Source organism: Agrobacterium sp. CNPSo 3708, assembly GCF_028674915.1.
GTDB lineage: Bacteria > Pseudomonadota > Alphaproteobacteria > Rhizobiales > Rhizobiaceae > Agrobacterium > Agrobacterium cavarae.
This window is the reverse complement of sequence record NZ_JAQZSF010000009.1, coordinates 240,342-263,673: the sequence shown is the minus strand read 5'-3', so window position 1 is coordinate 263,673 and position 23,332 is coordinate 240,342. Positions and strand designations below refer to the sequence as shown.

Annotated in this window: 22 protein-coding genes and 1 pseudogene; 6 read left to right on the top strand and 17 right to left on the bottom strand. The window is 58.2% G+C overall.

Translation table 11 applies throughout. The features are described 5' to 3' along the window. Both PVA19_RS19940 and PVA19_RS19935 read left to right on the top strand, forming a co-directional pair. Positions 1-1,063: pseudogene (locus PVA19_RS19940) on the top strand (ice nucleation-like protein); the annotation flags it as partial. A 538-nt stretch (positions 1,064-1,601) separates the two neighbouring features. Then, positions 1,602-3,644, top strand: a complete 2,043-nt coding sequence (locus PVA19_RS19935; protein ID WP_274103922.1) for an O-linked N-acetylglucosamine transferase, SPINDLY family protein — start codon at positions 1,602-1,604, stop codon at positions 3,642-3,644. 196 nt (positions 3,645-3,840) lie between these two features. On the opposite strand, the gene PVA19_RS19930 is transcribed toward PVA19_RS19935, so the two are convergent. The 8 genes from PVA19_RS19930 to PVA19_RS19895 form a co-directional block, all read right to left on the bottom strand. Then, positions 3,841-4,311, bottom strand: a complete 471-nt coding sequence (locus tag PVA19_RS19930; protein WP_113271973.1) for a hypothetical protein — start codon at positions 4,309-4,311, stop codon at positions 3,841-3,843. A gap of 32 nt (positions 4,312-4,343) precedes the next feature. Beyond that, positions 4,344-6,263, bottom strand: a complete 1,920-nt coding sequence (dxs, locus tag PVA19_RS19925) for a 1-deoxy-D-xylulose-5-phosphate synthase (protein ID WP_130977833.1) — start codon at positions 6,261-6,263, stop codon at positions 4,344-4,346. Positions 6,264-6,455: 192 nt separating this feature from the next. Further along, positions 6,456-7,379 carry a pirin family protein gene (locus tag PVA19_RS19920; protein WP_153311086.1) on the bottom strand — a complete coding sequence of 308 codons (924 nt, stop codon included), beginning with the start codon at positions 7,377-7,379 and terminating at the stop codon, positions 6,456-6,458. Positions 7,380-7,556: 177 nt separating this feature from the next. Then, positions 7,557-7,811, bottom strand: a complete 255-nt coding sequence (locus tag PVA19_RS19915) for an exodeoxyribonuclease VII small subunit (protein WP_113266139.1) — start codon at positions 7,809-7,811, stop codon at positions 7,557-7,559. A gap of 2 nt (positions 7,812-7,813) precedes the next feature. Next, a complete protein-coding gene (locus tag PVA19_RS19910; protein WP_112952172.1) occupies positions 7,814-8,749 on the bottom strand; it encodes a histone deacetylase family protein in 936 nt (311 codons plus the stop codon). A gap of 35 nt (positions 8,750-8,784) precedes the next feature. Then, positions 8,785-9,348: a biotin transporter BioY gene (locus PVA19_RS19905; RefSeq protein WP_112952173.1), complete on the bottom strand. Its 564-nt coding sequence runs from the start codon at positions 9,346-9,348 to the stop codon at positions 8,785-8,787. Beyond that, positions 9,345-9,977, bottom strand: coding sequence for an energy-coupling factor transporter transmembrane component T family protein (locus PVA19_RS19900; RefSeq protein ID WP_112952174.1), 633 nt, complete (start codon positions 9,975-9,977; stop codon positions 9,345-9,347). Before PVA19_RS19900 ends, PVA19_RS19905 begins: the two co-directional genes overlap by 4 nt. Beyond that, positions 9,974-10,654: an energy-coupling factor ABC transporter ATP-binding protein gene (locus PVA19_RS19895; protein ID WP_274103921.1), complete on the bottom strand. Its 681-nt coding sequence runs from the start codon at positions 10,652-10,654 to the stop codon at positions 9,974-9,976. The genes PVA19_RS19900 and PVA19_RS19895 overlap by 4 nt, the downstream gene beginning before the upstream one ends. Positions 10,655-10,766: 112 nt before the next feature. Between PVA19_RS19895 and PVA19_RS19890 the strand changes: the two genes are divergently transcribed. Beyond that, the gene (locus PVA19_RS19890) at positions 10,767-12,023 is read left to right on the top strand and encodes a winged helix-turn-helix domain-containing protein (protein WP_153311087.1); all 1,257 of its coding nucleotides are present in this window, start codon (positions 10,767-10,769) and stop codon (positions 12,021-12,023) included. On the opposite strand, the gene ribB is transcribed toward PVA19_RS19890, so the two are convergent. The 3 genes from ribB to PVA19_RS19875 all read right to left on the bottom strand — a co-directional run bounded on the left by ribB (position 11,995) and on the right by PVA19_RS19875 (position 16,702). Continuing rightward, the gene (ribB, locus tag PVA19_RS19885; protein ID WP_062425907.1) at positions 11,995-13,095 is read right to left on the bottom strand and encodes a 3,4-dihydroxy-2-butanone-4-phosphate synthase; all 1,101 of its coding nucleotides are present in this window, start codon (positions 13,093-13,095) and stop codon (positions 11,995-11,997) included. The two genes, PVA19_RS19890 and ribB, sit on opposite strands and share 29 nt — an antisense overlap. A gap of 14 nt (positions 13,096-13,109) precedes the next feature. Further along, on the bottom strand, positions 13,110-14,207 hold the full coding sequence (aroC, locus tag PVA19_RS19880; protein WP_274103920.1) for a chorismate synthase: 1,098 nt from the start codon (positions 14,205-14,207) through the stop codon (positions 13,110-13,112). 131 nt (positions 14,208-14,338) lie between these two features. Next, positions 14,339-16,702 (bottom strand): EAL domain-containing protein, encoded by a 2,364-nt coding sequence (locus PVA19_RS19875; protein WP_274103919.1) that lies wholly within the window; start codon positions 16,700-16,702, stop codon positions 14,339-14,341. A 318-nt stretch (positions 16,703-17,020) separates the two neighbouring features. On the opposite strand from PVA19_RS19875, the gene PVA19_RS19870 reads away from it, so the two are divergent. Beyond that, positions 17,021-17,281, top strand: a complete 261-nt coding sequence (locus tag PVA19_RS19870) for a DUF1344 domain-containing protein (protein ID WP_062425904.1) — start codon at positions 17,021-17,023, stop codon at positions 17,279-17,281. A gap of 319 nt (positions 17,282-17,600) precedes the next feature. Here PVA19_RS19870 and PVA19_RS19865 read toward each other — a convergent pair whose 3' ends face one another. The 4 genes from PVA19_RS19865 to PVA19_RS19850 form a co-directional block, all read right to left on the bottom strand. Then, positions 17,601-18,209, bottom strand: a complete 609-nt coding sequence (locus PVA19_RS19865; RefSeq protein ID WP_274103918.1) for a histidine phosphatase family protein — start codon at positions 18,207-18,209, stop codon at positions 17,601-17,603. Positions 18,210-18,303: 94 nt separating this feature from the next. Next, positions 18,304-19,122 carry an enoyl-ACP reductase FabI gene (gene fabI, locus PVA19_RS19860; protein WP_062425901.1) on the bottom strand — a complete coding sequence of 273 codons (819 nt, stop codon included), beginning with the start codon at positions 19,120-19,122 and terminating at the stop codon, positions 18,304-18,306. Between the two features lie 131 nt (positions 19,123-19,253). Next, positions 19,254-20,372 carry a DnaJ C-terminal domain-containing protein gene (locus tag PVA19_RS19855; protein WP_274103917.1) on the bottom strand — a complete coding sequence of 373 codons (1,119 nt, stop codon included), beginning with the start codon at positions 20,370-20,372 and terminating at the stop codon, positions 19,254-19,256. A 212-nt stretch (positions 20,373-20,584) separates the two neighbouring features. Next, entirely contained in the window at positions 20,585-21,034 is a 450-nt protein-coding gene (locus tag PVA19_RS19850; RefSeq protein WP_082479170.1) for an RT0821/Lpp0805 family surface protein, read from the bottom strand. A 57-nt stretch (positions 21,035-21,091) separates the two neighbouring features. Between PVA19_RS19850 and pdxH the strand changes: the two genes are divergently transcribed. Both pdxH and PVA19_RS19840 read left to right on the top strand, forming a co-directional pair. Further along, complete coding sequence (gene pdxH, locus PVA19_RS19845) at positions 21,092-21,712, top strand: pyridoxamine 5'-phosphate oxidase (RefSeq protein WP_062599446.1); 621 nt, start codon at positions 21,092-21,094, stop codon at positions 21,710-21,712. A 168-nt stretch (positions 21,713-21,880) separates the two neighbouring features. Next, positions 21,881-22,192: a MazG nucleotide pyrophosphohydrolase domain-containing protein gene (locus PVA19_RS19840; RefSeq protein ID WP_274103916.1), complete on the top strand. Its 312-nt coding sequence runs from the start codon at positions 21,881-21,883 to the stop codon at positions 22,190-22,192. Here PVA19_RS19840 and PVA19_RS19835 read toward each other — a convergent pair. Further along, on the bottom strand, positions 22,189-22,863 hold the full coding sequence (locus PVA19_RS19835) for an HAD family hydrolase (protein ID WP_062599671.1): 675 nt from the start codon (positions 22,861-22,863) through the stop codon (positions 22,189-22,191). The two genes, PVA19_RS19840 and PVA19_RS19835, sit on opposite strands and share 4 nt — an antisense overlap. 9 nt (positions 22,864-22,872) lie before the next feature. Further along, positions 22,873-23,310, bottom strand: coding sequence for a bleomycin resistance protein (locus PVA19_RS19830; protein WP_112359393.1), 438 nt, complete (start codon positions 23,308-23,310; stop codon positions 22,873-22,875). Positions 23,311-23,332 lie beyond the last annotated feature (22 nt).

Below are 23,332 nucleotides of genomic sequence, written 5' to 3'. Positions count from 1 at the left end.
GACGACCAGCCAGATCGATGCGCTGAACTCCACCCAGATCGCCAGCTTGAGCTCTGCCCAACTGGCAACGCTCGACAGCGCCGAACTCGCTCTCTTCTCTACGGGAGAGGTTGCATCACTCAGCACCAAGGCTATCTCAGGCCTTTCTGCAGCGGCTCTTACCAACTTGAGCAGCGCAAGCGCAGCAGCGCTGACCAAGGCACAGATCGCAGTCATGTCTTCGACACAGCTTAACGCTCTGTCGTCCGACGCGCTCAACACCTTCTCCAGCGATGAAGTCAAGGCCATCAGCGCCCAGGCACTTGCAGGCATCACCGTCAGCAAGTTGACCACCGGCAACATTGCAAACCTGAGCGCGACACAGGCAGCAGCCCTGACCACGACGCAGTTTGCAGCGATGACGACCAGCCAGATCGATGCGCTGAACTCCACTCAGATCGCCAGCTTGAGCTCTGCCCAACTGGCAACGCTCGACAGCGCAGAACTCGCTCTCTTCTCTACGGGAGAGGTTGCGTCACTCAGCACCAAGGCACTTTCCGGTCTTTCTGCAGCGGCTCTGACAAACTTGAGCAGCACGAACGCAGCAGCGCTGATAAAGGCACAGATCGCGGTCATGTCTTCGACGCAGCTGAACGCTCTGTCGTCTGATGCACTCAACACCTTCTCAAGCGAAGAGGTGAAAGCCATCAGCGCCAACGCGCTCGCCGGTATCACGGCCAGCAAGTTGACCACAGGTAACATCGCAAACCTGAGCGCGACCCAGGCAGCAGCCCTGACCACGACGCAGTTCGCAGCGATGTCGACCGACCAGATCCAGGCTCTGACCTCCACGCAGGTTGCTGGCCTCACCGCCGCTCAGGTTGGTACGCTGAATAGCACGGAGCTCGGCCTGTTCACCACGGGTGAGATCACCGCACTCAGTGCCAAGGCGGTTTCCGGCTTGTCCACGGCAGCCATCTCTGGATTGAGCACGTCGACGGCTCGTGGCATCACAGCGCAGCAACTGCAGGCAATGAGCGACGCTCAGGTCGAAGCAGTCATCAAGGCCTATAACGGGGTCTAAGACCTGGCACTTGTCCCAAATCGAGATCAATCTTTGATATCTCGAAACCAGGACGTGACGATATGGGGCGTCGGCAAGTGCAGATGATGCCCTGACCCAATAGCTTACGACGCGGCCAAGAGCCGCGTCGTCGATCTCCAGCTCAGAATAAACAAATGCTACGAGCCGCCTCCGTGACGTCGGCATTGCGCGCTTCTGCAGCAGGCAGAGGAGCTCCCGGACAACCTGCTTTACAAGGCAAGTGATGTTCGTTCGTCGCGTGCAAATGAACCCCGCGACGTCCGCACGTTCGTATGCCTTCTTAGCTCGCGACCCCTTTCACCACGATCTTCATAGCCGACAATACCGACGGCGCGTGCAAGAATATCTCCGTCGCTACGATGGGGGACAAACATCAAAGTAACCGTGACAATAGAAGCATCGGTCGCAAGCAACCCAAGCAACACACGCGGTAAAAATACATCCAGCCACAGGCAAGTTCTCTAGAGTAGCTGAAGATCAGCTATTCCTAGCCCTTTCCGCTCTGTCGCAGGATGCCATGACCGTCAGTCCCGTCTCATCTTCGAACGATCTCGTCGCCCCGTCCGCTCTTGATCTGGCACGGCATCAACGTTTGAGCCTGCTCGATCTGATGAGCATAGCGGAAGCCCTGAATGCCGCCGGCCAGCAGGCTGCGGCAGCAGAGCTCTATAAGACCTGGGCCGCCTTCAACGACGGTAATCCTGTCATTCACATGGCCTATTTCAATTACGCGGTCACGCTGAACAAACTCGGCGATCGTGCAGGTGCCATCCAGGCTTTCCGCGCGTCCATCAAGGCCGATCCGGACTTTGCGCCAGCCTACATCAATCTCGGGCGTGTGCTGGAGGATGCAGGGATGATCGGCCACGCGGTGGAGCAGTGGTCGCGCTACGCTCAGGCAGCAAAAAACGTCGATGCTGAAGCGGTTGGCAATCGGCATATGGCCTTGCAGAACATCGGTCGTGTTCTGGAAGGCACAGACAGGCTGGACGAGGCGGAAAGCACATTGCGTCAAGCATTTGAGCTTCGGCCGGACGCGCTCGAATCAGGGCAGCACTGGATATCGTTGCGCCAGCGACAGTGTAAATGGCCCGTCCTCGAGCCCTCGACATATGTGCCGGCCCGCAAGATGCTCGACGCCATGTCCTCGCTGACACTCAGCTGTTACGCCGACGACCCGATGTTTCAGCTTGCGAAGGCCTATCGGTACAGCAAGACATTGGTCGGCCGCCCCGACCTCACGCGCTTCCCGCGCAGAAAACCGAAACAAAAATCCGGCACCGGTCAGCGGTTGCGCATCGGTTACCTGTCGTCTGATTTGCGCGATCACGCCGTTGGCTTCGCGCTGTGTGAGGTTCTGGAGCTGCACGACAAGAGCAGCGTCGAAGTCTTTGCCTATTACTGCGGTCAAATCCGCACCACCGACAGCACACAGGCCCGGATGAAGGCTGTGGTTGACACGTGGCGGGATATTCAGGATCTCGACGATGCAGCGGCGGCGTCGCTGATCATTTCCGACGAGATCGACATTCTGATCGACGTCAATGGCTACACCAAAGACGCGCGCGCGAAGATCTTTTCTTACCGCCCTGCGCCAGTCATCGTCAGTTTCTGCGGCTATCCCGGATCGATGGGAAGCCCATTCCACCAATATCTGATTTCCGACGGCTACATGATCCCGCCGGAGAACGAGATCTACTTTTCGGAGAAGGTGCTTCGCATCGCCTGCGACCAGCCGCTCGACCGTAAACGTCCCATCGCTGCCCGGCCCAGCCGCGCTGACGTCGGCCTGCCGGACGACGCGTTTGTGTATGCCAGCTTCAACGGGATGCAGAAGATCACGGAGACCTGTTTTGCGCGTTGGATGACGATCCTGTCGGAGACGCCCGGCAGCCTGCTGTGGCTTCTGGCGGGGGATGAGACGGCCAACCAGCGTCTGCGCGAGCTTGCCGAACAAAGAGGGGTGTCGGCTGATCGGCTCGTCTTTGCCCCCAAGGTTCCGAACCCGCATCATATCGCTCGCATCGGCGTGGCAGATCTCTTTCTCGACACGTTCCCTTATGGTGCGCATTCCACGGCTTCCGACGCGATCACATCCGGCCTTCCGGTCCTCACCATGCCGGGCAAAACCTTTGCCGCGCGTTTCTGCGCGAGCATCGTTAAAGCAGCCGGCGTGCCGGAAATGATTTGTTCTTCCCCGGAGGACTATGTCGCGCGCGCTATAGCCTTCGAGCGAGACCGCAAGAGCCTGTTGGCCGTTCGAGAGTCGATCGCGCGACAGCGCGACACATGCGTCCTGCGCGACATCCCCGCCTTGGCGCGGCGTCTTGAGGAGCTCTTCTGGCAGATGCAGGGCGAGTGCGAGCGCGGCGAGACGCCGGTTCCAGATCTCACCAATCTCGATGTCTACTACGAAGTGGGGGCTGAAGCCGTGCTCGAGAATATCGAGTTCGAGGATGAGCAGAGCTATCGTAACCGCTACCTCAAAAAGCTCGCCCAACTCCACGACTACGCGCCTATCCCTTATGATCGCCGTCTGTGGCAGAAGCCAGGGAACTGAGCGCCGTCCTTCCCAACCAGACAGACAAAAGCCGCAGGGTTGTCTCTTAGCCCCTAACTTAGATGTGGAATACTTGCTGTAGCAAAAATCAGTCGCGAAATTCAAAGTCATGCGACCGGCTGTTGCGGTGGAAATCTTTCCAGATTTTCCGCAAAGGTGATTCTGAAGCGAAACTTAGGGAGTTTCAAGAATAGATCTATGTTGCCTGCCACGCTTTGAGGACGTGTAAAGCTGTAGGTTTAGATTCCGGCCAAAGCTGCACAAGGTATTGATCCTCGCCGTCAAGCCCGTCTTCACTCAGAGTGTCAAGACCGGAACAGCTTACGCGCACGCCAAGCAGTCCCGCTCCCACAACAAGGCGAGGTGATGTTGATTCATCGTCAGTCATGCCAGCCAGGACGAGCTGACCCGTGGGGCATCTGAATCCGGCATCTACCACATGTTGAAATGTGTCAAGATCGGACGTGGGGCGCTGGTCATGCCACTCAACAGACACAGGTACGCTCATGTTGCGCGCGGTATGGATAATGATCCCAGTAGGCCCGGCCATTAGACGGTGCGCAATGCTCTCTTCGGTGTAGTCATCTGGCAATTCCGAGTGAGCCTCGTCGCGCAGATATATCTGGAAGTAGTCGGCGAAAATGACGCCGTGGTAAAGTGTTCTCAATTATGGGCCTCCGATCGTTTCGAAGCAGAGACCTATCCTGCGAAGCCGACGCCGACCTGTTTCTGGCCCAGAGCCTGAAATACGGTCGTGATGATGCCGGCACGGTCGAGACCCGCTTCCGCATACATGGTTTCCGGCTTTGCCTGCTCGACCCACTGGTCGGGCAGGGTCAGCGTGCGAACCTTGATTCCAGTATCCAGAAGACCGGATCCTGCCATGAACTGAAGCACCTGCGCGCCGAAGCCACCGGAAGAACCTTCTTCAATGGTCACGAGAACCTCATGGTGGCTCGTCAGCTGGCGGATGAGGTCGAGATCGAGCGGTTTGGCAAAGCGTGCATCGGCCACGGTGGTGGAAAGCCCTGCGGCATCCAGATCCTCGGCGGCCGCCAGGCATTCGGCTAGACGCGTGCCGAAGGAAAGAAGCGCGATCTTCGAGCCGTCCTTGACGACGCGGCCTTTGCCGATTTCGAGAATTTCGCCGCGGGCCGGCATATCGATGCCCACACCTTCTCCGCGCGGATAGCGGAAGGAGATCGGGCCCTCGTCATAGGCCGCGGCGGTGCGCACCATGTGCTTCAACTCCGCTTCGTCGGAAGCAGCCATGACCACCATGCCGGGGAGGGTGGCAAGGAACGTGGTATCGAAGGAGCCCGCATGTGTCGGGCCATCGGCGCCGACGAAGCCGGCGCGATCGATCGGAAAACGTACCGGCAGGCCTTGCAACGCCACGTCATGCACCAACTGGTCGTAACCGCGTTGCAGGAAGGTGGAGTAGAGCGCGCAGAAAGGCTTGTAGCCTTCCGCGGCAAGCCCTGCGGCAAAGGTTACGGCATGTTGCTCGGCAATGCCGACATCGAAGGTGCGCTTTGGGAAAAGCTCTGCGAGCTTATCGAGCCCCGTGCCGCTTGGCATGGCAGCCGTGACGCCGACGATCTTGTCGTCGAGCTTTGCTTCCTGCACCAGCGCTTCGGCGAAAACGCTGGTATAGCTCGGCGCGTTCGGCTTTGCTTTAGCCTGCGTGCCGGTGATGACATCGAACTTGTTGACGCCGTGATACTTGTCGGCAGCGGCTTCAGCCGGGGCGTAGCCCTTGCCCTTTTGCGTCACGACATGGATCAGCACTGGACCCTTCTGGTTGTCGCGGACATTGCGCAGCACAGGCAGAAGATGGTCGAATGAATGGCCGTCAATCGGGCCGATATGGTAGAAACCCAGCTCCTCGAAGAGCGTACCGCCCGTCACATAGCCGCGCGCATGGGTCACGGCGCGGGTGATGGCGCGGTCGATGGTCTTGCCGAGATAGGCCGTCAGCTTCTTGCCGAAGTCGCGGAAGCCCATATAGGTGCGGCCGGATGCAAGGCGCGCCAGATAGGCGCTCATGGCCCCCGTCGGCGGCGCAATCGACATGTCGTTGTCGTTGAGGATCACGATCAGCCGCGCGTCCAGCGCACCGGCATTGTTGAGGGCTTCGAAAGCCATGCCGGCTGACATGGAGCCATCGCCGATAATCGCAATCACCTTGCGGTCGCTGCCGTCAAGTTCTGCCGCAACCGCCATGCCAAGGCCGGCAGAAATCGAGGTGGAGGAATGGCCAGCGCCAAAATCGTCATACTCGCTTTCGGCACGACGGGTGAAGCCGGAAAGGCCGCCTTCCTGGCGTAGCGTCCGGATGCGATCGCGACGGCCGGTCAGGATCTTGTGCGGATAACACTGATGGCCGACGTCGAAGATCAAGCGGTCGTCCGGGGTGTTGAACACCTTGTGTATGGCGATCGTCAGTTCCACGACACCGAGGCCAGCACCAAGATGTCCACCGGTCTTCGAGACCGCATCGATCATTTCGTCGCGCAATTCCCTCGCCAGTTGCGGCAGGTCGCGATCCTCGACTGCTTTCAGATCGGATGGGAGTTTCACCCGGTCAAGCAATGGTGTGTCTGGCATTCCGGTCAATCGTTCGGCCTTCGTGTTTTCTTTAAAACGCACCCTCAAAATGGGGAGGGCGCAGCCTTCGGCAAGCATGTTCCCGTTCTACAGCATCGGCCCAAAAATCGAAATCGATTTTCGGAAAAGCACGATGCGTAGGTTCAAAAGATTAGAGCATCCTTTATGCGTCAGAAAGGACGCACCGCGCTCTAACGGATTTCAACCTTTGGGCAAAGGCACAAATTCCTCTTCATCCCCCGGGACGATGTCGAAACGCCCTGTTCTCCACTCTTCCTTGGCCTGCTCTATGCGTTCTTTTGATGACGAAACGAAATTCCACCAGATATAACGCCGTGAATTCAATGCGGCACCTCCGAAGAGCATGACGTGACAACCGTCGACGCCACCCTTCAGCGTGATGTCGTCGCCGGCGCGAAAAGCCAGCAACTGATCCGCGGCAAACACATCGCCGGCAACCTCAAGAGAACCGGAGAGAATATAGATCGCCCGTTCCTCGTGATCGGCAGGGAAGGGGAATTTTGCGCCAGGCGTGAGCGAAAGATCGGCGTAGAGCGTGTCGGTGAATGTTCTTACCGGCGAGCGAAGGCCCGCAAAATCCCCGATGACAACACGTCCATTTGCACCAGCAATGTCGATCAGCGGCATGGCCTCGCGTTCGGTGTGAGAGAAGTCAGGAGCGATCTCCTCCTTGTCGTCCGGCAGCGCAAGCCACGTCTGCAAACCCGACATGGACAGGGGATGCCCGCGCAGGTTTTCCGGTGTGCGCTCCGAATGCACGATGCCACGACCGGCCGTCATCAGGTTGATATCGCCTGGTCGAACGACGACCTCCGTCCCCAGACTGTCGCGATGCTTGATTTCGCCATCAAAGAGATAGGTGACGGTGGAGAGCCCGATATGCGGATGCGGCTTGACGTCGAGTGCTTCTCCAGCCTTCAGGATCGCCGGTCCCATCCTGTCGAAGAAGATGAAAGGGCCGACCAAACGGCGGTCGCGCGTCGGCAAGGCGCGACGCACGGAAAAGCCGCCAATGTCGCTTGCGCGGGGAACGATCAGGTTCTCGATGGCATCACACGCGAAGGCGTCGCCGGCGGCGGGATCATTGCCTGGGAAAAACGACATGGATTGCTCCTCCACGGTGATCGATCCGCAGACTAACACGATTTGGCGCCGTGTGTGAGTGTTGTCTGATAAATGCTGCGTGTGGTGGTGTGGGTTTACCCGCTATCGTCAACAGCCGTCAGTCAAACTTAAAAGCGTATGGCGAAGGTTTTCAGCGAGGTCCTCAAACCGTGGGCATCATTCGCCGTCCAGCGGCTCGACGCCCTGGGGTTTGCCCGCACGATCCAGACGGATCTTCTCGATGCGCTTTTCGGCGGTTGTCAGAAGTGCTTCGCAATGCTTCTTCAGGGCTTCGCCGCGCTCGTAAATGGCAATGGATTCGTCCAGGGCGACATCGCCGCGTTCCAGGCGGGCAACAATGCTTTCCAGCTCAGCAACGGCCTTTTCGAAAGAATAACCGTTAACATCGGCTGTGTTGGCATTTTCCGTCATTTTCAACCCTTCATCATTCTCAAGATATGCATGGCCGCCGATTCCGCCAGCCCTTCCAGATCATAACCGCCTTCCAGCAGACTGACGACCCGGTTGCCGGCATATTTATCCGCCATCTCCAGAATTCGCCCCGTTGCCCAGTCGAAATCCTCACCCACCAGATTGATCTGGGCGAGCGGATCGCGGTGATGGGCATCGAAACCGGCGGAGATAATAATGAGGTCGGGCGAGAAATCGGCGATGGCAGGCAGAACCCTGGATTTGAACGCCTCACGGAAATGGTCGCTTCCCGTGTTGGGCGAGAGCGGCGCGTTGACTACGTTGTTCTTCACGCCGGTTTCGTTTTTGTCGCCGCTCCAGGGATAAAGCGGCATCTGGTGGGTGGAACAAAAAAGCACCGAAGTGTCGTTCCAGAAGATATCCTGCGTGCCGTTGCCGTGATGAACGTCCCAATCCACGATAGCCACGCGCTCCGCACCATGAACCTTCTGCGCGTGACGGGCCGCGATTGCTGCGTTGTTGAAAAGACAGAAACCCATCGCTTTTTCGGTTTCCGCGTGGTGGCCTGGTGGGCGGCTTGCGACGAAGACGTTGTCGGCTTCCCCGTTGAACACGTCATCCACGGCGGCCATCGCGGCACCGATGCCGGTCAGCGCTGCCTGCAGGCTTTTCGGCGAGGCATAGGTATCTGCCTCGATGCGGTTAATCTCACCTTCCTCTTCCGGAATCTGGCGCATCACTGAGAGAAGATGGCTTTCCGGATGAGCGAGAAGCACCGCATCTTCGTTGGCCTGCGGGGCTTGCTTACGAACCAGTCGCTCGAAATTCGGATGTTCAAGCGCGATGTTGAGCGAGCGCAGCCGGTCCGGTCGCTCGGGATGCCCCTCCGGTGTAATGTGTTCCAGGAAGATCGGATGCTCGTAAAGCCGTGTGGCCATGGGTCGCTTACTCCTGAAACGCGTGAAGGTTTGGATTACGTCCGCTGCGGCAGCAAAGGATAGCCAGCCATGACCGCGCGCCCGGCAAGGGCTGCCAAGACGGCCTTGATCAGGTCACCCGGTATGAAGGCCATGGAGCCAATGAACGCCTTGCTGAAACCGATACCGGTTGCGAAAGCGAGATAGGTGATGCCGAAGGCATAAAGAACGACGACGCCACCAGCGGCACTGGCGAGGAAAAAGCCAATGCCTTGTGTCAATGCGGGCTGGCCCGCTTTGACGAAGCGTTCGGAAAGGGTGCCGGTGACGAAAGCGGCGGCGATCCAGCCAATCAGATAGCCCGTGGTCGGGGTGGTGAAGATCGAAAGGCCACCTCTGCCGCCGGACAGAACCGGAAGGCCGATAGCCGCAATCAGGATTGTCAGCAGCACGGCAAGGGTGCCTCGCTTTGCGCCAAGGACGACGCCGGCCAGCATGACGCCCAGCGACTGGGCCGTGATGGGAACCGGAATGATGCCGAGTGTAATGGGCGGCAACAGGCCAAGCGCAATGATGATGGCTGAAAACAGCGATATCAAAACCAGGTCACGGGTGGTCATTGGGCGTCTCCCTTTTGTCTGAGTGAGGTTTGACCTCTGAAGCCGCGCGCGTCAATGGCATCCGCAATCGCGTCGGCATCCTTCAACGTCATTATGATGAGTGGGACGAGTATGCTTTTGAGCTTTATACGGCTACCGCGTGCGTGGTGTGCATCGCTCAACGTGTGATATCGGCTGACGATCTCGGGGACGAAGCGAACCACAAGGCCAACCGCAAGGCCCACATCGGCTGCCTTTGCCAGGCCGAGCTTCTCAAGTGGGCGAAGTGCGAATGTGATCTCATCCATGAATTGCGAGATGCTCACACTTGCGGTTACGGCGGTCGCCAGCAATGTCAGAGCGCTCAATCTCAAAAGCGTTACGGCGGCATCCATCGCAGGGATCAGCAGAAAGCTGAACGTGGCGATGATCGCGATCGTCAGAAAGACCGGGCGAAGGCGGGAGAGCGTTTCGCGCAACCCCAGTTGCGCCTGCCAGAGAATGAAGCCTGCCAGAATGACCGCAATGCAAAGGATCAACGGATCACGCGTGAGAAACAGGCCGGCGCTGAAGGCTGCCAGCGTCAACAGCTTCACGCGGGGCGAAAGCCTGTAGAGCCAGCCCGTTCCCTCGGCGTAAAGGCTTCTCATGAGAGCGCGATCTCACGGTACCGGGCAATCACCTCTTCCGGCTCGCCATCCAGAACAAGCCTAGCCTGATGAAAGAGCAGAACGCGGTCGAATGTTTGAAGCAGGGGATGGTCATGGGTAATGACCAACACATCCTGCTCCAAGCCGAGGATCGTCCGCTCCACCACCGCGCGGTTCTTCAGATCGAGTTGGTTCGTTGGCTCGTCCAGGATCAGGATGTTTGGGCCGGTGATGGATAGCGCCGCAAGCGCTGCAAGCTGCAACTCGCCACCCGATAATTCATGGGCACGGCGGTCTGAAAGATGGGCGATACCGAAGCGCTGCAAGATCGCCGCCACAGCCGCATCGACAGCGATTTTGCCGACGCCGCGGTTTTTCAGTCCAAACGCGATGTCGTCGCGAATGATCGGCAGGATGATCTGGTTTTGCGGGTTCTGGAAGACAAAGCCCACCTGTTTCAAGACAGCATCGGCATCCTTGATCGTATCAAGCCCATTGACGATGACCCTGCCGGTGCTGGGCTTGGTAAGGCCGTTGATCAATCGGGCAAAGGTGGTCTTGCCCGAGCCATTCAGGCCGATCACGCCAATGCGTCGCTCCGATAGCGAAAGATCGAGCGGCGCAAGCGCTGTTCGCCCCTCGAAGGTCACACTTGCATTCTGGAACTGAATGTCCACGCCGTTTCCCTTATCGTCCGTTGCGCTTCTATAAACACAAAGACGCCTTGGCGAAATCAAGAACAAAAAAAGAACATTGATTTCGAGGCGGGAGACTCCTAGAGTTCAGGGCATGGCGATTCTGGTTTCCAACGAAGCAGCACGGCGTATTTTCCTGGAGAGACAGGGGCTTTCGGCACCGCCGAACAGGGCGCTGTCGAAGGATGGATTGCTCGAACTTATTACTACACTGGGCTTCGTGCAGGTGGATAGCATCGCCACGGTGGAGCGAGCCCATCACCAGATCATTTTTTCCAGAAACCAGACCTACAAGCGGGAGCATCTGACCGCGCTCCTGGAAAAAGACCGAACGCTTTTCGAGCACTGGACGCATGACGCGTCGATCGTTCCGACAGCCTTTTATCCCTATTGGAAACATCGATTCCGTCGCCGCGAGCCGATCATGCAGGAGCGCTGGCGTAAATGGCACGGGGAGGGGTTCGATTCCGCCTTTGAGGAAACCTACCGGCACATTGCGGAAAACGGTGCCGTCATGTCGCGCGACATGAAGGCAGAGGATCATCAATCCGGTGGCTGGTGGAACTGGCATCCGTCCAAGACGGCGCTTGAATATATGTGGCACACTGGCAGGCTTTCGATTGCTCGCCGTGTGAACTTTCAGAAGGTCTACGATCTCTCAGAACGTGTCATTCTGAAGGCGCATTACGAGCGGGACGTCAGTCATGAAGGGTTCATCGATTGGGCCTGCCGTGAGGCGCTATCCCGTCTGGGCTTTGCGACATCGGGAGAGATTTCCGCTTTCTTCGATCTGGTAACGCCGAATGAGGCGAAGGACTGGGTGATGTCTCACCGGGACGAACTGGTCGAAGTCTCGTTGATCTCTGCCAATGGCGCCAAGGAGCGCGCGTCCTACGCCTTCGCGAGCTTCGAAGGGGAGATGGAGGCGGAGGCGTCACTCGAGCCGCCGCAGCGGGTCCGGGTTCTCAGCCCCTTCGATCCGCTGTTGCGCAACCGCGCCCGCACCGAACGCCTTTTCGGCTTCTTTTATCGTATCGAAGTCTTCGTGCCGGAGCCGAAGCGCCAGTATGGCTACTATGTCTTCCCACTTCTCGAAGGCGACCGCATGATCGGACGCATCGACATGAAGGCCGAGCGCAAGAACGGTTCGCTCGACGTCAGACGGCTCTGGCTGGAAAAGGGCGTGCGACCGTCATCCGGTCGGTTGGAAAAGCTGGATGCCGAGTTGAATCGGCTGGCAAAATTCACGGGTGTGGAGGGTGTGCGGTATCTCGATGGCTGGCTGGCAGGCCCGGACGATACCGCGCCTGCCGGTCTCGCTATTAGCAAAGCTCCGTCGAAGCAATCTTGATGCCGAAACCTTCCAGGCCCACGTAGTGGCGCTCGCGCGTGGTCAAGAGCTTGATGGAGCTGATGCCGAGGTCTTTCAGGATCTGCGCGCCAAGCCCAATTTCTAGCCATTCTTCTTCGCGGGAACGCGCCTGTTCGTGCGATTCGTCCGCATCACGCGACTTGCGCCGGCCCTCGACCTTGCCAACGCCGACCGAGCCCTCGCGAAGATAAACGATAACGCCGCGGCCTTCTTCGGCAATCTTTTGCATGTAATGGCGTACTGGCTGCTTGCTGCCGAAAATATCGTCGGCCACATTCTCCGGATGCAGGCGGACCGGAATATCGACGCCATCGCGGATATCGCCAAAGATCACCGCCATATGCTGCATCGGATCCCAGGGCAGGGAATAGGTCTGCGCCTTGGCCGGACCGAAAGGCGTGTCGATGGTGACCTGACTTTCCATCTCCACCAGCGTTTCCTTGCGCTGGCGGTATGCGATCAGGTCGGCAACCGAGACCTGCTTGAGACCGTGGGTTTCGGCAAAGCTCGAAACCTGCGGACCGCGCATGACGCTGCCATCGTCATTGACGAGCTCGCAGATGACGCCGATCGGCGGCAGTCCGGCAAGCTTGCAGAGATCGACGGCTGCTTCCGTGTGACCGGAGCGCATCAGCACCCCGCCTTCGCGTGACACCAGCGGGAAGATGTGACCGGGACGGGTGAAGTCCGCGGGGCCGACATTGGGGTTGGCAAGATTGCGCACCGTCAAGGTGCGATCATCCGCCGAGATGCCTGTCGTGGTCCCGTGCTTGAAATCGACGGAGACCGTGAAGGCGGTCGTATGGGCGCTGTCGTTTTCGGAAACCATGGCGTTGAGGTTCAGCCTCTTGGCTTCCTCGCGCGGCATGGGGGCGCAGACGATGCCGGAGGTGTGGCGTACGATGAAGGCCATCTTTTCACCGGTGCAATGCACCGCGGCAACGATGAGATCGCCTTCGTTCTCGCGCCCGTCATCATCCATGACCACAACGATCTCGCCTGCCTCGAAGGCGCGGATCGCTTCAACGACGCGTTTCTGATCGTATGCCATGCTGTTTCTCCTGTTTATTTCAGTCTGCCGGTCTGGCCGCGGTCGCGCAGGTAATGGTCGGCCACAGTGCAGGCGACCATCGCTTCGCCGATCGGAACGGCGCGAATGCCGACGCAGGGGTCGTGACGGCCCTTGGTGCGAACATCGACATTATTGCCATCGGCATCGATGGACTGGCGTTCGGTGAGGATCGAAGAGGTGGGCTTGATGGCAAAGCGTGCAACGATCGGCTGGCCTGTCGCAATGCCGCCCAGAATGCCGCCCGCGTGGTTCGACAGGAAGAACGGCTTGCCGTCATTGCCCATGCGCATCTCGTCGGCATTTTCCTCGCCGCTGAGTTCTGCAGACGCAAAACCTTCGCCGATCTCGACACCTTTGACGGCGTTGATCGACATCAGATTGGAGGCGATATCCTGATCGAGCTTGGCATAGATCGGCGCACCGATGCCTGCCGGAACGCCCTCGGCAACCACTTCCACCACAGCACCGATGGAAGAGCCCGCTTTGCGGATCGTATCGAGATAGTCTTCCCAGATCGGCACCATGTCAGGGTCCGGGCAGAAGAACGGGTTCTCGTTGACCTGTGCCCAATCCCAGTTATCGCGGTTGATCTTGTGCTTGCCGATCTGCACGAGGGCTGCACGAACGGTCATCCCAGGCACCACTTTGCGGGCAAGGGCGCCGGCCGCGACACGTGCCGCGGTCTCGCGCGCAGAAGAGCGCCCGCCGCCTCGGTAGTCGCGAATGCCGTATTTGAGGTCGTAGGTGAAATCTGCGTGGCCTGGACGGTAGCGCTTGGCGATCTCGCCATAATCCTTGGAACGCTGGTCGGTGTTTTCGATCAGCATGGAAATTGGCGTGCCGGTGGTGATCATGGTCTCGCCGTCCTCATCCAGCATCACGCCGGAAAGAACCTTGACGATGTCATCTTCGCGTCTTTGCGTAACGAAGCGGCTCTGGCCAGGCTTGCGCTTGTCCATCCAGGCCTGCACTTCCGCGAGCGTGAAGCGAATGCCGGGAGGGCAGCCATCCACCACACAGCCCAGCGCCGGACCATGGCTTTCGCCCCAGGTTGAAACGCGGAAGAGGTGACCGAACGTGTTATGCGACATGACAATAAAACCAGACCAGGCAGCGTTTCCTATAGAGAAACGCGAAATTTACAAAAATGCGCGGTCATCTCCTTAGTGGAAAATACCTGGAAGGCAAAAGCCTTTCTTTGATCGGAATAGGACCGCCTGCATCAGGACACGCGACGCAGTTCCTGTTGCATGGCATAGGCTGAAAATTCTTGAGCCGGTAGAGGTGCGGCGAAGGCATAGCCTTGCAGGATATCGCAGCCCATGTCTTTCAGCATAGCGGCATGTTCCATCGTTTCCACGCCTTCAGCGACGGTCTCGACACCAAGCGAGCGGGCAATATCGATGATGGAACGGACCAGCGCCCGTTCCTGCGGCGAACCGAGGATTGGCATGACCAGCTGACGGTCGATCTTGAGGCGCTTCGGCTTGAGGCGCAGCAGGCTGATGAGCGAGGTATGTCCGGTGCCGAAATCATCAATCTCGATGTCGATGCCGAGCTCTTTGACCTGGTCGAGATTTTGAACCACCTGCTCGTCGCTGTCGTCGAGAAAGATGGATTCGACCAGTTCGAAAACGACTTCGCCGGGCATGATGTAAAGCTGGTGGAGGCTTTCGAGCAACTGGGCGTCGTGCAGGCGACGGATTGAAACGTTGACCGAGACGCGAGGGATTTCCAACCCCTTCAGGCTCCATAGCCGTCTGTCTTGCAGGGCGCTCTGCAACGTCAGGCGGTCGAGCGCCTGAACGACGTCCAGCTCTTCCGCGATACCCAGGAACTTGTCCGGCGTCAGCAGGCCGCGTGTCGGGTGACGCCAGCGGACCAGCGCTTCCATGCCGGCGATCTCGCCGGTTCTGGCGCAGAGTTGCGGTTGGTACCAGGTTTCGAATTCACCCTTCTCCAACCCCGCCAGGATTTCGTCGGCAGTGCGCTTGTGATTGACGATCTCGGCCTGAAGATTTTGCGTGAAGAACTCGTAGCGGTTCCGGCCCATGGCTTTGGCGCGGTAGAGTGCGAGGTCGGCGTTGATGAGGATCTTGCGTGCATCATTGTCTTGGGCGTCGCCAAAGGCGATGCCGATCGAGACACCGCATCGACATGTGAACCCTTGAAAATCGAAGGGATGCTGGAAAGCCGCGATGATGTTCGACGCTATGGATGTGACGATGTACTTGTCCGTCACCTGAGAGACGAGGATGACGAACTCGTCCCCGCCAATACGGGCGATGACGCCGGCATCGCCCACATTGAGGCGAAGGAGTTCTGCTGCCCTGGCCAGTGTTGCGTCGCCTGCTGCGTGCCCCAGCGTGTCGTTGATCTGTTTGAAGCGGTCGAGATCAAGGTGGAGGATGGCAAAACGTGCCCGGCCAGCCGCGACAGGTGAGGACGTCAGATAGTCCAACTCCAGATCCAGCTTTCGCCGGTTTGCGAGCCCGGTCAGTGGATCGTGCAGCGCGTTGTGTTCGATGTGTGACTTCGCCTCGATCAGCTCCGCATTGCGTGCCTCGGCCTCTTCTTTTGCGGCCTTCAGCTCGTCGGCAAGGCGCACATCTGCGGTGATGTCGAAAGCAATGCCGATGACCTTGCGAAGTCCATCCCGGTCAATATGGATGCTGCCCACGGAGCGAACGTAGCGCACCTCTCCATCTTGAAGCAGCACGCGCTGAATGCTGGAGAAGGGTTCGTTGTTGGCCGCGCATCGGTCGGCGTCCGCAGACGCCTTCTCCCGGTCATCTGGATGAAGACAGTTCAGCCACGTCGCTCGATCTGTATAGCCGGTTGTATAGTCCAGCCCATAGAGCTGGTGCATACGGCGGTCCCAATAGGAATGGTCGGTCGAGAGATTGGCTTCCCATATGCCACAATTGTAGGATTGGAGCGCGAAGTCGAGCCGCCGCGACAGTTCCATGAGATCGTGTTCACGGGAAGACAGTTCCTGAAGCGCAAGCTCGAGTTCGGCGTTCTTCACGTGACTGCTATAGACGGAGTTCTTTAGTGTCTCGGCCACCTGCATATCCGAGGTGACATCCCAGATGATCCCGCTCGTGTGACGCGCGCCATCCGCTGTGCTGTAGTTTGAGCCTGCCGCTCGCAGATAGCGTAGTTCGCCAGAGCGCAATTGGACCCGGTAGACTTCGGAGTGGGTCTCCTCTCCCTGAGTACAGCGGGTCAGAAAGTCCGTGATCTTTACTCGGTCTTCCGGAACGACCGCTTCCAGCCATCGTGATAGAGAAAATTCGTTCTCCGTCGTCGGATAACCATGCAGTCCCGCGGCCCGCCCATCAAGGTAGCATGCGTCGTCACCATTCAGTTCCCAAAGGCCAATATTGGACGAATCCATCGCCAGCTTGAAGCGTTGGGAGAGTTCGAGAAGCTTGCTCTCGCGAATGTGGATCATTGTCAGATTGTGGTTTCGCTCGGCAACCAGAAGCAGAATGATCGTCAGAGGCAACGCAATCCAGAAGGACGCTGGGTCGATAAAGTAGATCAGCGCAAGCGATACTCCCGCCGAAGCTCCAAACAGCATCTTTTTCCGTGTGCTCTTCTCGCGGACACTACGCGAAAATGTCGATGCTGATGCCACGTCGGAGAGTCCTCAGTCCATGCCTGGAAAACAATTCTTGCGGACAACTCTAAAAGATAATCTAAAACAAATAGTATAGCAGGCCGCGCGCGCTGGTTTTCACGGCGCCAGGTACAAAAAAAGTCTAAGCGCTTGATATTGGTTAAAATCCATTCACCAATTATACCGAAATTGACATTGTTACGGGCAAATTCCGCCACATTCGGGAGAGAAATCTTGTCGCATGCAAAACTCGTAAAGAGCCTGAAGGAGGCTAGAACCATGCGCTTGATGATTGCCGCACTTTTAGCCACTGCAAATCTGTTTGCCCCTCTGAACAGCTTTGCCCAGAGCGTCGATGTCGAGTCGACCATCAGCAAGGTCGACGTGAAGGGCCTGAACATCACACTTGCCGACGGCAAGAATTACAAAGTGCCGGAAGAGTTCAATTTCGAAGGCCTGCAGCCCGGCGTGAAGGTCCTGGTGTTCTACACCGAAGTCGACGGTAAACGCGTCGTGGACGATCTCGAAGTCGTGCAGTAAGCCTGTGTCGCGTTCAGGCCGTTGCTTTGGTTAGGCTGTTAAACCAAGCACGGTTTACTTCGGCATTTCCAACTATCGCAAGCGTTGGGCACGCAGATCCGACATCAATTTTGGCGCGTCGGTCAGTTCGAAACCCGTCCTGTATTCCACTCGCGCTTCGGATGCGGGGAGGCTTGCCCAATCGGCGCCCGACAAGGAGCTTCGGTTCCTTGGCAAGATTGCATGGCCCAAGCAAAACTGTGCAGCGCTTTGCGATAACGAATGCGACAGAAGAAGGACCTAAAGCGTAAGGAGCGAATCTGAAAGATCGCAATACGCTTTAGACGGTCTCCCTGACATCGACCCATTCGGCCAGATTCTTGTCGGTCTCGACCTTTAAGATCTTGTCTTGCGGAATGGGAATCTCGGCCGCTTCGTCCTTGTCCATACCGGAGACCAGCCGGAACATGCTGCGGATCACGCCGCCATGGCAAACACAGATGGTCTTGCGCTCGACGGATGAAAGCCAGGCGCCGATGCGCCAGGACAGGATTTCGTAGCTTTCGGCGTTCTGGCCCGGCGGAATAAAGTCCCACTTTGCAGCTTTCCGGGCCCTGACGCGGTCGGGAAAGGAAAGCTTGAGCTCGGGCAGGGTGTAGCCTTCCCAATCACCGAATGACACTTCAACGAGTCGTTCGTCGGTGCGGTAATCGGTGGGGTCGAGGCCCATGGCACCGCGCAGAAGTTCCATCGTTTCACGCGTGCGGCCCAAGGGGCTGGCCACGTAGTCGAAGTCTGGGGCTGTCGGGCCGAGGATGGCGGAGAGAGTTTTGCCGTTGCCGACGGCTTGGGAGCGGCCGAAGTCGTTGAGCGGAATGTCCTTTTGGCCCTGAAGCCTTCTGATCGCGTTCCAGTCTGTCTGTCCGTGGCGGATAACATAGACCAGCACTGCACACCCCTGCTTTTTTAACTCTGTCCTTTAAAGACGTGACGGCGCCGCACGTCAAAAATGAGGCGGCGCCAATCGTTATCGCTGAACAATGTTAGTCTTTTACGACGGAAATATCGGGCGCGTCTACAGCCTTCATGCCGATCGCGTGATAGCCCGAATCCACGTGATGCACTTCGCCGGTCACGCCGGTGGAGAGATCAGACAGCAGGTAAAGCGCGGACTTGCCGACTTCCTCGATGGAAACGGTGCGCTTCAGCGGTGCGTTATACTCGTTCCACTTCAAGATATAGCGGAAATCGCCGATACCGGCGGCGGCAAGCGTCTTGATCGGGCCGGCGGAGACGGCGTTGACGCGAATGCCGCGATTGCCGAGATCGACTGCCAGATAGCGCACGCTGGCCTCGAGCGCTGCCTTGGCGACGCCCATGACGTTGTAGTTCGGCATGACTTTCTCGGCGCCATAATAGGTCAGCGTCACCATCGAGCCACCGTCATTCATGATCGGCTCGGCGCGCTTTGCAACGGCCGCCAAAGAATAGACGGAGATGTCCATGGTGCGGTTGAAGTTGTCGCGGCTCGTGTCGAGGTAGCGACCCGTCAATTCGTCCTTGTCGGAAAAGGCGATGGCGTGCACGACGAAGTCGATCTTGCCCCAATGCGCTTCGAGATTCGAGAAAACGGTATCCAACGTTTCGAGATCGGTCACATCGCAATGGCCAGCCATGAAGGCGCCAAGTTCCTGAGCGAGAGGCTCAACGCGCTTCTTCAATGCGTCACCCTGCCAGGTGAAGGCAAGTTCGGCACCCGCATCGGCACAGGCCTTGGCAATGCCCCAGGCAATCGAACGATTGTTTGCGACGCCCATGATGAGACCGCGCTTGCCAGCCATCAGGCCGGATGTCTGAGCCATGTAATGCTCCCTCATATTCCAAAATGATCCTGCCTATGGCATAGGCAGAACCACTGTTCAAGAAGGCCTCAGATCATCTCATGTAAGGGATCGTAACAAAGGGTGCGTTGTTCACCGCTTTCACGGAGTGGTCACAGGTAAAGGCCTTCGCGCATGTGGCGCATCAGATCTGTTACTTTAGCATCCGGTGTTTCAAGCAGCACGATCCGCAGCTCGACGACAAGATCGCCAAAGGTGCCATCGTCCTTCTGCAAGCCTTTTCCAGGCACATGAATAGCCTTATCCGAACCAGACCAGGCCGGTACCGAGAGCTGCTGTTCTCCACGAGGCGATTGAACCTTGGCCTCGCAACCGAGCACTGCATCGGCCAGTGCAATCGGTAGGCTCGTGTGGATATCGTAGCCCTTCACGGTGAACGCGTCGTCGCGTGCGGTCAAAACGGTTACGACGAGATCGCCACGTGGTGCGTCCGGCAGCTTGAGGCCCTGACCCTTCAGCCGAACCACATGTCCATCCGTAGCTCCGACCGGCAATTGGAAGCGCACGTCGCGCTCGTCTGGCATGCGGAGCGTCACCTGCTTCTGAGCGATAATATCGCTCACGGTTACGATCGCTTCCGCCGTCATGTCGGGGGCTTTCTCCACGACCGGTGGAGCCGGTTTGAAGCGCCGGATAAGTGCATTGAAAAAGCCGAACGCAACAGAGTTTCCGGCTTCCGCCGTCTCCTGAGCGGATGCGTCTTCGGCAGATCCAGCCACACCGCTCTTGCCCGAGTCCACGCCGCCCTTCACCTTGGCTTCGGCGCCAAAGATACGCTCCAGCATATCCTCGGGCGTTTCCGGCTTGGTGCTTCCGCTCGTCGCGTTGGCCGAAGGACCTTCTTCGCTTTCGGCGGTCGCTTTCTCGTTGCGCGCCTGCGCCCGAGCCAATTCTTCCATCAGCTTCTCGGCGGCCTTTGCACGTTCGGCAGCCTGGCGGGCGGCCTCACGTGCGGCTTCCCGCTTCTGCATGATGGTTTGTTCTCGCTGCTTGCCGTCCGAGGCCCGGCGCGCCTGGTCATAGAGACCGCGCTTCTTCGGGTCCTTCAACAAATCATAGGCCTGACCGATCTCGGTGAAGCGCGCGTTGGCATCCGGGTCATCGCGATTGTGATCGGGATGAACGATCTTCGCCTTGGAACGCCAGGCGGCCTTTATCTCGTCCGAATCGGCATCGCGCTTGACGCCGAGAATAGAATAGGGATCACGCATCCGAACCACCAGTTACGCCCGAGACTGCAGCCGCCTGTTGAAGCGACCTGAAACAGAAGAAACTCGAGACCTGAACGTGCCAACCTTCGAAAATGTTGCACGATCAGTGTCTTGAACTGGATGGGACTGTGGCAAGAAGTTGCTAACCAGACCTTTACACACGCATGACTGAGCGTGTCGCAGGTCTCATCTCGCAGAATAAGGTAAATGCTTTACTTCTGATCGAAGCGGGTCATCAGCCATTCGCCTGTCTCAGAAAGGCAGGCTTGCCCGGTATAGCTCGCCACGCCCTCGAAGGAATGGCGCGTGGTATTGAAGTTGCGGCAGACGAAGCCCGTCGTTCTGTCTTCGCGGATTGCTGTCACGACACCGGCACTGCCGGTCGCTGCATTCGCCCAGGGAACGGGAGATTCGGCAACCTTCACCAGGTCGGCAGATGTCACGGCATTGCGAATGGTGGCATCATCGGAGAGCGCCGGCTGGGTCGGCTGGTTTGGCACGGAGGCCGTGGAGAGCGAGCGGTCGACTTTTTCGCCGCCGAAAAGATCAAGGCTGACACAGCCAGTCAGTGCAACGGCCAGAAAGCCGGCGGCAAAAACATTGACGACCGATGACAGGAAGCTCTTTGTGCGACTGTTCGACTTTGCTATGACGATCACCATCTCTTACCCAGAACTCATCTCTGGTACGCAAATCAGCTTTGGAGCATTTTATTCAATATGTCGGAATCGGGGTTAACATCTAGTGACTTCACGGAAGAAAATGAACCATTTGCGCTTTTCGCCGAATGGTTGCGTGATGCAACCGCGTCGGAGATAAACGATCCGAATGCGGTGGCGCTTGCTTCTGTGGATGAGGACGGAATGCCGAGCGTGCGAATGGTGCTGCTGAAGGCGGCAGACGAACGCGGCTTCGTGATCTACACGAATTTTGAGAGCCGCAAGGGGCACGAGCTTCTTGGGCAACAGAAAGCCGGCTTGTGCTTCCACTGGAAAAGCCTGCGCCGACAGGTGCGTGTTCGTGGGCTGGTAGAGGTGGTGTCGGACGAAGAGGCGGATGAATATTATGCTTCGCGCCCGCGCGGCAGCCGCATCGGTGCCTGGGCTTCCAAGCAGTCCCGACCTCTGGAAAGCCGATTTGCACTTGAAAAGGCGGTGGCGGAATACACCGCCAAATATGCGCTGGGTGAAATCCCGCGTCCGCCATACTGGTCTGGCTTCCGCATCAACCCGCTGACCATCGAATTCTGGCACGACCGGAAATTCCGCCTCCACGACCGGGTGGAATTCCGGCGTGAATCCACCGACGCCCCATGGACGAAGGTCCGCATGTACCCCTAAGCGCCGCGCGTCTTGTTGGACGCACAAGGGGATGCGTCATCTTTCTAAATTGGCGCGTCGTGCTTTCCGAAAATCGGGTCCGATTTCGGCCCGATGCTGTAAGGGGAATGGCCGTCGACAGTGGCGGGCGAATCGTGGTCAGTGTCGCGTGAACGAAGGGGGAACGTGATGCTGGCTGACCTGATGCAAAAATTCGAGAAAGCTTCGGCGTCCTATGCTGCGTCAAACAGTATCGAGCGTGATTCTGACTGGTTCATGCTGAAGCTGCAGGAAGAGGTCGGCGAGGTGACGCAAGCGTGGAACCGCTTGACGGCGCGTGGTCGGACGAAGGGCAAAACACCAGAGGAAATGAGGCAAGACCTTTCCGATGAAGTGGCAGACCTGCTCGGCCACGTTCTTCTGCTTGCCCGTCACAACCAGCTGGATTTGATTGGTTCGATCGAACGCAAATGGCGCTTCGACCCAGCTTCTATCGACTAGCCGAGCGTCCTTTCATCACGAAGCAAGGCAGCGACCTCCGACAGGCCGGAGCAGATCGCAACGCACGTCTCCCGCATCCGCTCGGTGGCAGGCGCGACATCCGGCACCATCACCGTCATCATCCCGGCGGAGGAGGCGGATTGAACGCCGTGATAGGAATCTTCCAGCGCCAAGCATTCCGCAGGATCGACGCCAAGACGTTGGGCAGCGGTTAGATAGGGCATGGGGGAGGGCTTCGGCTCGGTATAATCCTCGCGCGCCACGATGTGATCGAAGCGAGCCAGGAGATTATGAGGCCCAAGATGTCGATTGACGGATTCGTGCCGGGATGAGGTGGCGATGGCGCGCGGCAGCTTAAGATCGTCCAGCAGGTCGAGCATCGTCACGACACCGGCCTTTAGTTCTACGCCGCCGGCCATGCTGACGGCCAGATGACGCAGCCACGCGTCACGAAACGCATCCATTGGAAAATCAGCGCCATGTTCGGCAATGATCGTGCCGCTGATGACATCCCAGGGACTTCCGCAGACACGTTGGTACAGTTCGACCGGCAAATCGTGCCCGCCATCCTGCGAAGCCGCCAGGAAGGAATCGCGATAAAGCGTCTCGGTGTCGATCAGAACGCCGTCCATATCGAAGACGACCGCTTTGGGCATGCGAGGCAGTGTCATGTCCATCCCTTACCCGAACCGGAAGACGCGTTCGCCGAGGCTCTCGAATGGGCGAATGAGATAGCCATCCGGATCTGGGACGACGAACTGCCGGTTACCGACCTCAGTCTCCCCTTTGCGGTACCATTTCTCTTCAAGCGGAAGAAAAAGTGGCACGCGCGCAAGCTCCAGCCTGTCGAGGATGGGTTGAAGGGACGGGACAGCGAGTTGCAGGTTCATGCCCCGTCCGAAGGGGAAGTGGATTGGCGCATTCTCCTGCTCGAAGGTGCGTCCGGCGCCGATCTGGTCGATCATCAACTGGGCGTCGCCGAGCGCAAGATAGGTGAAACCTTCTTCCGGTCGCTCATAGACGACATGAAAGCCGATCAGGTCACAATAGAATGTCCGGCTCTTGTGCCAGTCCGTGACGGCCAGTTCGGGAACGAGTGCATTGGAAACGAAGGTCATCTTTTCCTGATCGGGGGAGAGG